The organism is Flavobacterium limi, from assembly GCF_010645075.1.
Lineage (GTDB): Bacteria > Bacteroidota > Bacteroidia > Flavobacteriales > Flavobacteriaceae > Flavobacterium > Flavobacterium limi.
Map to the genome: position 1 here is coordinate 515,021 of NZ_JAADZV010000001.1, position 13,384 is coordinate 528,404.

The 13,384-nt window shown below is 35.8% G+C and carries 10 protein-coding genes; 1 reads left to right on the top strand and 9 read right to left on the bottom strand.

Annotated elements, in window-relative coordinates; all coding sequences use genetic code 11:
- Positions 1-2: 2 nt before the first annotated feature.
- Positions 3-674, top strand: coding sequence for a fibrobacter succinogenes major paralogous domain-containing protein (locus tag GXM16_RS02200; RefSeq protein WP_163392294.1), 672 nt, complete (start codon positions 3-5; stop codon positions 672-674).
- 74 nt (positions 675-748) lie between these two features.
- Here GXM16_RS02200 and GXM16_RS02205 read toward each other — a convergent pair whose 3' ends face one another.
- From GXM16_RS02205 to porU, 9 genes are all read right to left on the bottom strand, one after another.
- A complete protein-coding gene (locus GXM16_RS02205) occupies positions 749-1,627 on the bottom strand; it encodes a helix-turn-helix domain-containing protein (RefSeq protein ID WP_163392296.1) in 879 nt (292 codons plus the stop codon).
- 75 nt (positions 1,628-1,702) lie between these two features.
- Positions 1,703-2,248 (bottom strand): carboxymuconolactone decarboxylase family protein, encoded by a 546-nt coding sequence (locus tag GXM16_RS02210; protein ID WP_163392298.1) that lies wholly within the window; start codon positions 2,246-2,248, stop codon positions 1,703-1,705.
- A gap of 162 nt (positions 2,249-2,410) precedes the next feature.
- Entirely contained in the window at positions 2,411-2,536 is a 126-nt protein-coding gene (locus GXM16_RS22975) for a hypothetical protein (RefSeq protein ID WP_262892341.1), read from the bottom strand.
- Positions 2,537-2,852: 316 nt separating this feature from the next.
- Positions 2,853-4,697, bottom strand: coding sequence for a hydrolase/aminopeptidase (locus tag GXM16_RS02215; RefSeq protein WP_163392300.1), 1,845 nt, complete (start codon positions 4,695-4,697; stop codon positions 2,853-2,855).
- A gap of 92 nt (positions 4,698-4,789) precedes the next feature.
- The gene (locus GXM16_RS02220; protein WP_163392302.1) at positions 4,790-6,430 is read right to left on the bottom strand and encodes a pyruvate dehydrogenase complex dihydrolipoamide acetyltransferase; all 1,641 of its coding nucleotides are present in this window, start codon (positions 6,428-6,430) and stop codon (positions 4,790-4,792) included.
- 6 nt (positions 6,431-6,436) lie between these two features.
- On the bottom strand, positions 6,437-7,435 hold the full coding sequence (gene pdhA, locus GXM16_RS02225) for a pyruvate dehydrogenase (acetyl-transferring) E1 component subunit alpha (protein ID WP_163392304.1): 999 nt from the start codon (positions 7,433-7,435) through the stop codon (positions 6,437-6,439).
- Positions 7,436-7,604: 169 nt separating this feature from the next.
- Positions 7,605-8,087, bottom strand: coding sequence for a cytidine deaminase (gene cdd / locus GXM16_RS02230; protein WP_163392305.1), 483 nt, complete (start codon positions 8,085-8,087; stop codon positions 7,605-7,607).
- Between the two features lie 74 nt (positions 8,088-8,161).
- Positions 8,162-9,361 carry a type IX secretion system outer membrane channel protein PorV gene (gene porV, locus GXM16_RS02235; protein WP_163392307.1) on the bottom strand — a complete coding sequence of 400 codons (1,200 nt, stop codon included), beginning with the start codon at positions 9,359-9,361 and terminating at the stop codon, positions 8,162-8,164.
- Between the two features lie 49 nt (positions 9,362-9,410).
- Positions 9,411-13,247, bottom strand: coding sequence for a type IX secretion system sortase PorU (porU, locus tag GXM16_RS02240; protein ID WP_163392309.1), 3,837 nt, complete (start codon positions 13,245-13,247; stop codon positions 9,411-9,413).
- Between the last annotated feature and the right edge of the window lie 137 nt (positions 13,248-13,384).

The window sequence follows — 13,384 nt, forward strand, 5'->3', positions numbered from 1 at the left end:
TCATGAAACAACTTAGATCTATTTATAATTATACAGCTCTTTTTCTCTTTTTATGTGTTGCATTTTCCTGTAAAAATGCAGGAACAGTCGAAGATATAGATGGTAACATATATCATACAACCAGGATTGGAAACCAAACCTGGATGGTAGAAAATTTAAAAGTTACCCGATTTAATAACGGTGATTCAGTTAAATATCTTAAAAGTAATAACGATTGGAAACAGGAAAAGCAAGCAGGTTATTCTTTTTATAATAATGATATAGCTCTTGTAAAAGATTATGGTTTTTTATACAACTATAATTGTTTGCAGGATATTCGGGGAATTGCACCGAAAGGATGGAGGATTCCAACAGAAGATGATTTAAGAGAGTTGGAGTCATTTATAAAATCTAATTCAGCAGGAATTTTTTTGAAAGAAAAAGGCAATTCACATTGGCTTACATCAAATGTTATTGGAAATAATGCGACACGTTTTACTGCTTTACCGGGAGGATACAGAGATGAAGAAGGTTCTTTTTATATGCTGAAATCGAACGGATATTACTGGACAAAAACTGGAAGTTTCGAATTCTATCATTGGAGTTCCAGAATGTTTCAGGCTTTCGCCGATGTAAGAAGGGATAGTATTTTTAAAAAATATGGTTTTTCAGTTAAATGTATTAAACAAGAATAGTTTGTATAGGTATTTGCTGTAGCATCATATAAAAAGTAAAAATATATGGTAAAATATAGAGGCTAAAAATAAAATTAGGCCTGCATTTTTCCAAATCCAACTGTCTCGCGATAAATTTGAGGAGAAACATCAGCATTCGTTTTAAAGAAACGACTAAAATAATGCTCGTCGTCATAACCCAATTCGTAAGCAATTTCTTTGACTGTTTTATTGGTCATGTATAATTCTCTTTTCGCTTCAATAATGATTCTTTCCGAAATTAAATCGGTTAGGGTTTTGTTGAAATAATTCTTAGCTAATTTAGCCAGCGCTTTTGGAGATATATTTAATAAATCAGCATAATTTCCTGCTGAATGTTTGGTTTTAAAATTGAGTTCAATCGCATCCTTTAGGTTTTGAAGAATCAAGGGTTGTTTTGCATCTGGAACCGAATTCATTTCTTCTAATTGTTCTGTTTTTAATCTTGAAGCTGTAATTAAAAAGATTTTTAAATACGAAATGAGCAGTTCATATTGTGCCAATTCTGCATTTTGAATTTCAGCTTTCATTTGGTCAATAACCATATTAAAGGTCAATCCCGCCTGTTCTGTAACTTTTACATAAGGAGGCTGATAAATATTATTGAACAAAACACCATTGCAGGAAACCTCTTTTTGATGCATGTGAATGCAATAAAAATCTGGATGAAAATGAATCGCAATTCCTTCAATTGGCTCGCTTACGCAAAGCATAAAAGGCTGGTAAGGTGAGAAGGCGAGGAGAGAGTTTTCGTCAAAATAATGTTCTGCAAAATCGGCTTTGACTTTCCCTTTTCCTTTAGTTACCCAAATTAAGGAGTAATAATTATTGCGCTGCAAATGATCAAAATGAATATTACCTTCAAATGGAAGAATTTTGAAGGCTAAATTACCGGTATGCGGATTTATTAAAGTAGAAACATTGTGGGAATTCATAAAGTGCAGTTTTTAAAAATATAAAGATAGTCATGAAAATATTCACAACTATCCTTATAATGATTTTTGGTAAAATTAGTTTTGTAATTCAGCTACAGCTGGAAAATCAATTTCAGTATTAGCTAAATTGTTAAAGTAGTTTGTTAAAACGTTTAGCGCAGTATGAGCAACAGTTTCTGCAATTTCAGCATCTGAAATTCCTGCATTTTTGGCTTTATTTACATCTTCATCGTTTACCAAACCATTTTTGCTGATTAAGGTTTTTGCCAATTGCAAAATAGCTTCTGTTTTAGCGTCAGCAGAATTTCCTGATCTTGCTGCTTTTAAAACTGCCGGATCTGCTTTTACTAATTTCTCTCCGATAAAAGTGTGAGCAGCTAAACAGTAATCACAAGAGTTGCTTTCTGAAACCGCCAAAGCGATTAATTCACCTGTTTTTGCACTTAATTTACCGTGGCTCAAAGCACCGCTCAAATTCAAATATCCTTCCAAAACCGCTGGAGAGTTTCCCATTGTTCTCATCATGTTCGGAATAACTCCTAATTTTTCTTGTACAGCGTTGAATAAATCTTTAGTTTTTCCACTTACTTCTTCCGGGTTTAATGCTGTTAATCGTGTCATTTTATTTAATTTTTAATTGTTATTATTTGTTGTTGTCTTTTGACATTACAAAGGTGCGACGATTACAGATTTTAGAACATGGAGGATTGACGCTATGTGATGGACAATTTTCCCTGGCTTTATTTTCAGTAGCTAATCCAGCTTTCCGTTTCAAGTCCTCGCTCAAAAGCCTGGTTTTTCTAAACCATAAAACGAGCTTCCGTTGGTCGCTGTTTTCTGGTAAGAAAAATCAGGCTTTTGAGCTCCGGGCTTTTTCACTTCAATCTGGGCTAAGAGGCTCGTTTTCATAACGGTGTTTTGTCATTTCGACTGAAAGGAGAAATCACACTCGTAACCACAAAGATTGGAGACTTTCTTTGCGGAGTTTCCCTTCGGTCCAAATGAAAAATCTTTTCGCTCATGCTTTGGGAGAAGCTAATTTGAGCCTAGTTTGTCATCCTGACGAAGGAAGGATCTTCTTAAGAAACTCTACAAAGATTGTCGACTCTGATTATGGAATTTCTTGCGGAGATTCCTCGTTCCTCGGAATGACAAATATTACTCACAAAAAAAAAGAGATTGTCTTCAAAAAAAGCAACCTCTTTGTATTATATTTTCGAAAAGTTTATTTCAAAACATCTTCAACAGCCAGAATAGTTGTGGCATGATAACCAGATTTTGCTTTTTCAAAAACCTGTTTTGCCCAAACTTTCCCTTCCGGAGTTTTTACCATTTCTTTATAAAGCATTATCACAGATCCCGTTCTGCTGATTCCGATCAAGAATTGCTCAATTGCAGGATTAGCATCTTTGTATTGATGGCGAATAGCCTGAACAAACCATTGACGTTTGATAATGAAATTGCCGCCTTTTGTAAAGTTGAATTCTTTGTCAATGGCTTCCATTTCTTTTGGAGTAATATCAGCCGGAAGGTGATCTATAAAATGTTGTTTTTCTGCTGTAGTCGTGATTTTTTTGCTTAAACCTGTAACACCGGTTTCTCTCCGGCTTTTTTGAATTTTATCAATAGCGTCGAAATCAGCTGAACTTACAGGAACAATGTTTGATGGAATTCCTGGCTTGTAAATCCAGTCTTCTAATTTGATTTTATCAGCTAAGGTTTTGTCTCCTTTGATCAGATTTTCATTGATGTATTTAACGAAATCCTCTGTTGTAATGGATTTGAATGCATGAGCATCGAAATAATTTTTGATAAACGGATCGAATTTTTCGCGTCCCACAGCATTTTCAATGACTCTTAAAAAAGCATATCCTTTTACATAAGGAATCATGCTGATTCCGTCATCAGGATTTCTTCCGGTCAGGCTAACTTTCAATCTGGTGTCAGGACTGGTTTCGCCATATTCAGCAACATTATCAGTTAATTCTTTGTTGGTGATAACGTTTTGCATTTCAAATTCTTTTTTTCCAAAAATTGCTTCTCCAATTCTGTGTTCTACATAGGTTGTAAAACCTTCGTTTAGCCAAATATCATCCCAGGTTGCATTAGTAACTAAATTTCCGCTCCAGCTATGACCTAGTTCATGAGCTAATAAGCTAGTTAACGAACGGTCACCGGCAATTACACCCGGAGTTAAAAAAGTTAAGTTTGGATTTTCCATTCCGCCATAAGGAAAGCTTGGAGGTAAAACCAAAACATCATAACGCCCCCAGCGGTATGGTCCGTATAGTTTTTCTGCAGCCACAACCATTTTTCCAAGCTCAGCAAATTCATAAGCTGATTTTTTAAGCATTGATGGTTCTGCATAAACTCCGGTTCTGTTATCGATGGATTGAAATTCAATATCTCCAACAGCAATTGCCATTAAGTAAGACGGAATCGCTTTGTCTTGTTTAAAAGTGTAAACTCCAGTATCATTTTTCTTCTGCGGATTTACAGCGCTCATTACCGCCAGTAAATCTTTAGGAACCGTAACTTTTGCATTATAGGTAAAACGAATTCCTGGTGAATCCTGACATGGAATCCACGTACGGGACCAAACACTTTCTCCCTGAGAAAAAAGAAAAGGGCTCTTTTTGTCTGCTGTTTGTTCCGGTGTAAGCCATTGTAGTGCAACAGCGTTTTTAGTTGTGCTGTAATAAATGTTTACTTTGGTTGTATTTGGTTCAATTGTGATATGAAGCGGTTTTCCGTGAAATTCAGTATCTTTTCCCAATTCAAATTTCGTTTCTTTCTCTTCGTCGCCTAAGGTAACTTTTGAAATATTTAAAGTATTCTCGTCGAAAATAATTTCGTTTCCTTTGCTAATATTGTCAATCAGCCAAGAAGCTTTTCCTGAAATAGTCTGCGTATCAAAATCAACTTTAATATCAAGGTCCAGATGCTTGACCACAGCGAGTTCCGGTTTAGAATAGCTGTGTTCATCTGTAACTGTTGGTTTTTCGGATTGTTCTTTCTTTTGACAAGCTATAGCTGTCAGAAATAAAGTCAAAAGGATTAGCTTTTTCATATTGTCAAGAATTGAATTTTGAGGATGAAAATTAAACAAAAAATCCCGTTTTGAATAACAAAACGGGATTTAAATATAAAATTAACAAAGAATTATGCCAGCATAGTAACCGGGCTTTCGATGTATTGTTTTAATGTTTGTAAGAACTGAGCTCCGGTAGCACCGTCGATTGTTCTGTGGTCACATGCCAATGATAACATCATGGTGTTTCCAACTACAATCTGACCGTTTTTAACTACTGGTTTCTCAACAATTGCACCTACAGAAAGGATGGCAGAATTTGGCTGATTAATGATTGAATTGAATTCAGTAATACCAAACATTCCAAGGTTGGATACTGTAAAAGTACTTCCTTCCATTTCCTGTGGTCCTAATTTTTTGTTTTTAGCTCTTCCGGCAAGATCTCTAACAGAAGCACCAATTTGAGATAAACTCATCGCATCTGTAAATTTCAATACAGGAACTACTAATCCGTCTTCAACAGCAACAGCAACTCCAATATTCACGTGGTGATTGATGATGATAGCATCTTCTTTCCAGGTAGAGTTGATTTTTGGGTGTTTTTTCAATGCTAAAGCACAAGCTTTGATTACCATATCGTTGAAAGAAACTTTAGTATCAGGAACTGTATTGATTGTTGCTCTTGCTCCCATTGCTTCATCCATACTAACTTCGATCACTAAGTTGTAGTGAGGAGCAGTGAATAAAGATTCAGAAAGACGTTTTGCAATGATTTTACGCATCTGAGAATTTTTGATCTCTTCTGTGTAAACTTCTCCGGCAGGAACAAATACTTTTGGAGCAGCAGATTCTTGTGGTTTTGCATCAGAAGCTGCTTTAGCGGCAGGCTGTGCAGATGGAGTAAAGTTTTCGACATCGCTTTTTACGATACGTCCGTTTTCTCCTGAACCTTTAACTTGTGATAATTGAATTCCTTTGTCAGAAGCAATTTTCTTAGCTAATGGTGAAGCAATAACTCTTCCGTTTGAAGTTTCTCCTACAGCTTCAGGAGCTTTTTCAGCTTCAGGAGCAGCAGTTTTAGTTTCTTCAGAAGCAGCAACAGGAGCACTTGCAGTTGCAGTACCTCCGGCAGTAAACCCATCAGCAATGCCTGAAATATCAGTTCCTGCAGGTCCAATTATAGCTAATAAACTGTCAACAGGAGCAGTGTTTCCTTCCTGAATTCCGATATATAATAAAGTACCGGCATTGAAAGACTCAAACTCCATTGTCGCTTTGTCTGTTTCAATTTCCGCTAAAATATCACCTTCAGAAACTGAATCACCTACTTTTTTCAACCAGGTTGCAACTGTACCTTCAGTCATAGTGTCGCTCAAACGAGGCATAGTTACAACTACAACACCTTTTGGTAATTCAGCTGCAGCTTTTGCAGGAGCAGCAGTTTCATTTTTTGCTTCAGCAGCAGGAGCGTCCGCTTTCGGAGCTTCAGCAGCAGGAGCAGCACCACCGGCTAAAAGAGCAGAAATATCTTCTCCTTCATTACCAATGATGGCTAATAATGAATCAACAGGAGCAGTTTCTCCAGCCTGAATTCCGATATGTAAAAGAGTTCCTTCGTTGAAAGATTCGAACTCCATTGTTGCTTTGTCTGTTTCAATTTCAGCAAGGATATCTCCTTCGCTAACTTTGTCGCCTACTTTTTTTAACCAAGTCGCTACCGTTCCTTCCGTCATAGTATCGCTCAAACGGGGCATTGTTACTTTAATTGCCATAATGATTTATAGTTTATGAGGTGTAAATGGATAGTCTTCTTGTGCGTATACTACATCGTATAATTGTTGTAAATCCGGATATGGAGATTCTTCAGCGAATTTCACACATTCATCAACCAAATCTTTAACTCTTTGATCGATCACTTCAATTTCTTCTTCAGTAGCATATTTTTGATCCATAATTACATCTAAAACCTGAGTAATTGGGTCAATTTTTTTATACTCTTCAACCTCGTCTTTAGAACGGTATAATTGTGCATCAGACATAGAGTGTCCTCTGTAACGGTACGTTTTCATTTCAAGGAAAGTTGGTCCGTCTCCGCGACGGGCTCTTTCGATAGCTTCATGCATTGCTTCAGCAACTTTTACAGGATTCATTCCGTCCACTGGACCACATGGCATTTCGTATCCTAGACCAAGTTTCCAGATATCAGTATGGTTTGCAGTCCTTTCAACAGAAGTTCCCATTGCGTAACCATTGTTTTCCACGATAAATACAACTGGAAGTTTCCATAACATAGCCATGTTGAAGGCTTCGTGCAATGAACCTTGTCTGGCAGCGCCATCACCAAAGTAAGTCATAGTTACACCACCTGTTTCAAAATATTTATCAGCAAATGCTAATCCGGCTCCTACAGGAATTTGTCCACCTACGATTCCGTGACCTCCGTAAAAACGATGTTCTTTTGAGAAAATATGCATAGAACCTCCCATACCTTTAGAAGTTCCTGTAGCTTTTCCTAAAAGCTCGGCCATAACACGTCTTGGGTCAACTCCCATACCTATTGGCTGAACGTGATTTCTGTATGCAGTAATCATTTTGTCTTTAGTCAGATCCATAGCATGTAAAGCTCCCGCTAATACTGCTTCCTGACCATTGTAGAGGTGAAGAAATCCTCTGACTTTTTGTTGGATGTATAATGCTGCAAGTTTGTCTTCAAACTTTCTCCAAAGCAGCATGTCTTCATACCACTTTAAGTAAACCTCTTTTGTAACTTCTTTCATCTGAATTCTTTCTTTTGCTAAAGTTGTTTTTTTGTGTTATCAATATCACCTATAACGCAAAAATAGTTTCCTCCCACAAATTTGCGCCCGAAGGGTCGGGATGCAAAAATAAGACATTACATTTAAGAACTAAAATTTAAAAGGTACTTTTTGGCTTTTTTTGTTTTTTTTATAAAAACTTTTTGTCAAACATGAAAGGGAGCAGGTTTTTTAGGGATGAAGATTGATAAATTGCACCAATTTCTCCCATAAAATAGATTTCTATAGGGGTATCTTGTTTAATTTCATACTCTGCAATGGATTGTCGACAGGATCCGCAAGGAGGAATTGGAGCTTGTGTTTGGTTTGTATCCGAAGCTGCAGTAATTGCCATTTTTAAGATTTTAGCCTCCGGATAAACGCTTCCTGCATGAAAAATAGCCACACGTTCTGCACATAATCCGGATGGATAAGCTGCGTTTTCCTGGTTTGACCCTAAAATAATTTTTCCGTTATCCAATAATAGTGCAGTGCCAACTTTAAATTGGGAGTAGGGTGCATAGGCTTTTTTACGAATGGCTACGGCCTGACTCATTAAATCCTGAATGTCTTTTGGTAATTCTTCTAAGGTGTCAAAAACCAGAAAAGATGATGTTACGCTTATTTCTTTCATTGTTTTTAAGGGAAAAAAAATCCAAATTCCTAGTAATAGAAATTTGGATTTGATTTAGTTTTTTATTTATCTGATTAATACTCTTCGTATTTTTCGCCAAAATTAAAGGTTAATGAGAAGCGAAGTGTATTCTCTAACGGATTTTTAACTTTTGATGCAGAGAATAAGTAGGATACATCAACTTTTACAATGTTATACTTAAATCCTGCTCCTAACGAGAAAAATTGTATGTTCCCTTTTTCAGGACTTTGATGATAATATCCTGCTCGCATCGAAAATGAATCCTGATAAGTATATTCTCCGGATAAACTATAGGTTATTTCTTTTAATTCTTCACTGAAGCCATCCGGTGCGTCACCAAAAGATTTGAAAATTCCGGGAACCCAGCCTATGGAATTATATTCATTGTTGGCTTCCTGTATGCCATTAGATTCTCCTGCGTCTGAAGTGTCGCCATCGTTATTTAAGTCGATTGGTTTAGGTATTTGTGGGGTAGGTACCAGTAGTTTTGTAAATTCAAGACCTACGGCTACTTTGTTATAGTCATCTAATATAAAGTCAAAGCCACCGCCTACTCTTAAGTTTGCAGGAAGAAAATTTGAGCCAGGCCCATCTGTTGTTTCACTTAAATCGTAATTAATTTTTGGTCCAAGATTCTGGAAATTAAACCCCGCCCTCCATCTTCCGTTGAAATCTCTGTATGCAATCTCTTCAGACTGATAAAATCCGGCAACGTCAAATGCAAATGATTTAGCAGCAGATAGATTTTCCCCACCTGATGTAATTGCTAAATTTGAACTTATGAATCTTGCTCCGACAGCCATTGAGAAAGTTTCACTTAATTTTAAAGAATAGGAGCCGTCAATGGCGAATTCTGCTGGTTTAACTACATTGGCAGGATCGTTTGGGTTCTCTCTTAATTCAATTTCTCCAATGCTAAAATAGCGTATACTGCCGGCAAAAGCACTTCGCTCGTTAATTTTGTTGTAATATGTTAACTGGCTTAGTGAAATGTCATTTACCAAATCAGTTAAATAAGGAGTGTAGCTGACAGAAAATCCTTGTTTGTCAATAGAAAATGCATATTTTGCCGGATTCCATTGTTGAGAAAATACATCTGCAGAGGTTGCGACACCCTGATCTCCAAGACCGGCAGCCCTTGCATCTGATGCAACTTGTAAAAAAGGGACTCCGGTTGTAATTGGCCTAATTTGTGCGTTGGCAAACGATATAATAATAAAATAAAATAATAATAAAGGGGATATTTTTTTCATTTATATTAAGTAAGGTGTTAGTTTATGTTGTTAGTTGTGCAAATATATATTATAGAATTACAAGTTTTTCATACTTTTCTGCTTTTTTGTTTGTTAAATTAGATTTGACGGTGAGTTTGTAAATATAAACTCCTTTTCCGATTCTGTCTCCAAAGTCATCCTTGCCGTCCCATGTAATTTCCCTTGATAAAAATCCTTCAGTAGTAATAATTTGGTTTTTTGTCCATACAACCTTTCCTGTTATTGTCATCACCTGCACCTGAACATCTAAAGGTTCGTAAGGTTTGTTGTGAGAAAACCAGAATTGTGTGTAGGTAGAAAACGGATTCGGATAATTAAGAACGTGAGTCAATGTGAGCGATTCGTCGCCAACGACCATAAATTGTATTTCACTTGTTACCGGATTGTTGTAAACATCCCACGCAGTAAAACTTATAGTATGCATTCCTGCACTTAAATTACGTAATGGGAAACGTAAATTTCCATTGGTGTAATCATCTAATTTTGTTTGGTAATAATCATTTAAAATATAAGGATTACTAACATCTCCATCTAAAATAGCCACTATGTCATGGCCAATTCCACTTGCTGTATTAATTCCGTTTTCGTCTTCAAGAAGCGCTAAAAGAAAAGGAGAGTCATTTGTGATTCCTCCTGATACAAAAGTTTCATCGTTCATATATAACTGAACTTTTGGACTAATATTGTCCTGAGGTGCATTTTCGTTAATTCCTCCAATTTTTATTATATCATTAAAGCCAGATTGATTTTCTAAAACTTCATTCTTTTTCGAATAAAAGCTAATTCTGCCATTCTTAACCGGAATTCGGATGTCTCTTGGGACGACAAAACTAAATTCAAACTGGCCATTAACTACAGAAGCGTTCCCTCTAAAAATAGTTTCGCCCAGAGTTTTAAACTGTATTGCCGGACTAAAGCCATCGTTGTTAAGTGTGGTATTTGTAATTAGTTTATCATAAATTGCAGTTGAAAGCTCACCGTTATAGTTGCTTAAAAGGTTGTTGTTTTCGTCTGTAATTTCTCCTGATATTTTAATTTTTGCCAAAGATTTAAAATCTTCAATTGTTCCTGAAACAGGTACATCGTTTACTTTTGTTAAATTAATTCGGGGTTTAGGAATGGCCAGCATTATCGCAGGATCTCCTAAATAAAAAACGACATTGCTGGATGAGCTTGGATTTTCATTTTTTGAAATCCGAAGAGCTTCTGCAATAGTTGTATATTGATTTGAACCGAAAGACAGCAGATTTTTCGTTAAGTTGTCATTGAAATTTTCGGCATTATACTGTCCTATTGAGCGAATGGTGGTTAACATTGCTATAGCACCCCCTTTTGGGTTCCAAAAAGTATATTCTCCGGCTGTTGGGTGAGTTGGGTCATCAAAACGAGAAAACTCACAGGTTATGGTTATAAATAAAGGGTATCTGTATTGATTGTTTAGGTTTTGACCATCTGATTTTTCCCAAATCCTTTCGCTGGACAAGCCATCTTCTCCTCCGTGTCCTAAATAATTAAAGACTAAAGCACCTTTTTCAAAAGCATCAAAAAAGTTTGTTCTTGCTTTGGGATATCTTGAGCCTCCTGCAGATGCTTCTTGTGTATACGAGTCCAGAAAAATTTTGTCAATATTTAAAAAAGGTTTCTCGGCAGCGATTTTGTCAGCCAATGTATTTTGTCGTGACTGTAAAGTGGCATCAGAAGCTTTGTCGGAATCATCGCTAATTAAGACAAAATTATTTCGCCAGTTTCCGTAAGATTTAGTATTATGATATTCTAAAACTTTATTGACCATTTCTTCTGCTTGCGTATTGTCGGAAACTAACATTCTGCCTGTTGCAATATCAATTCCTCCAAAAAATGAGATTACATTTCCTTCATTATCATCCATTAATCCGTAGAAGTCATCAGATGCAAATGAAGATTCTCCAATAGTGTTACTGTTTAAAGAGTGGTATATAGGTACAATATTTGTGTTGTTGGAAATGCGGTTTTTGTAATCGAATGAAGCATCTCCAAAAAGATTCAGGTACTTTATTCTTTTATTTGATGAAGAGGCATTTTTATAAACGTACCTCACACAATTTCTAATCGCTGCAATATCTTGTTTTCCTGAAGAAAATTCCTGGTAGATATTTTCAAGAGTAACAACCTTCACCGTTAAATTGGAGTAACTTCTGTGGAAGTTAGCTAATTTTTCAGCTTGAGAAAGTAAAAACTTAGGAGTGACAATTAAATAATCAATGTCCTGAAAATTATTCTGGACATTCTTAAAAAGAGTGCCTTTTAGATTTTGATTTGCAACTTTTGACTGATTCTCTTTTAAAGGGGTGTAATAGTCTGCTGGATCAATTGCTATATATTTTCGTATTTCACCTAACGGAGCCTTGAAACTTAAATTGTTCAAATTGCTGTTTTCGATTTTTGAAACATCATACAAGTCTGTTATATCCCAAATTTGTGAAATGCCTGAGGCATTCGAGATATTGTAAGTGGCAATGCCGGATGTAGAACCTGCCTGATCGTGTTGGAATTGGAATTGCTTTCCGTAGCCAGTTAGTTTTCGTTTTGCTACTAAATTGATATAATCCAGATATCCTTTAGAACCCGGGACTCCATTATTATTATAAATGAGTTTTATTTTTACGTTTTCAGATCCTGTAAAGCTAGTATTGCCAGGTAGATTTCCAGTATAAAACTTTATGTCGGAATTGAGGCTAATTTGACCAAAAGAAATATTCCCAATATTCTGTCCGTTAGCAGAAATAGTAAATGAAGTGTTAGTAAATGCAGCTGATGCTGCAACAGTTTCTATTTTTATTGGAGAGGCGGGCTCAAAATTGGGAAAATTAAATTCAAACTCCTGTTCCTGATTGATTTCAAAAGATTCTCCAAACCATTGACGTCCTAAATGTGCAATATTAGTGAGATCGATTTCATGAAACTGATGGTCGTCGAAAGTTGTTAATTCTACAGTGCTGTTTTCGGTGGGTTGGTTCATGTTCGAAATCCTTTTTCCGTCACCTCCTTGGCTGGTAATATAATAATATGATTTAGTAGCGTATAAGTTAAGGTTGGTTTTGCTTTCAGTGTTCCAGTTGTTTATTCCTTCTGCGTAAAAAAGGATATAATCCTCATTGTTGAAAATGCCGTCATTCTCGCCCACAACCTGAATTGCATTTTCAGTTAAATCTTCCGGATAATATGAGTTATTGGATAAAGGAAGCATTCTTCCTCCATTTCCGTAAATTTTTATTTTTTTTGGGTCATTTTTGCCGGCATCAAAGCCCAGGCTTTGCAAAAAAGATCTTGAAATTTTATAAACACCTGATTTTTCAACATAAAAACGGTACCATTCTCCAGAGGATAGAACCGAATTTGAAATAATATTAGACTTTAATGTAGATGCAGAGCTGTTGTTTTTTGATAAACTGCCATTAATTGAATAAGAAAACGATTTGATTCTTTTAAAGCTATTTCCTTCAGATATGATTGGGGACAAGGAGATGAATCCTTGTTTTTGATCTCTTGATGTAACTATTTGAAATGTTTCATTTGGTTCTTTTGGGATGTTTGTTAATGATAAATCTCCTAGATCTTTAGCTGAAACAGGTTCGTAAATAATGTTGGTGATTTGAACTCTACTGTCGGCAGAATAATCCGAATAATCCGGTTTAAATAGCAATGTTATGGTTTTTTTAGTAATGTCAAATCGAAAATTATCACCTGTAAAGTAAGGAATGTCTATTTTTACTTCACCAAAATTCATTTCTTTTTTATTTTTCCAATCTATTGTGAGGGTGCCATTTTTCTGGGAAAACAAGAAAAAGGGTGTCAAAAAAAGATATAAAAGAATGATTTGTTTCATGATAAAAGAAAACGAAATTAAGGTTAAAATATTTTAGTAAGTAAAAATATAGTATTTAATGTAATAGTAATAATAAAAAGTATATTTTTGCGTTCGAAACTATAGGTTATTTTCTGGTAAAAAACAGCTAAATAAAA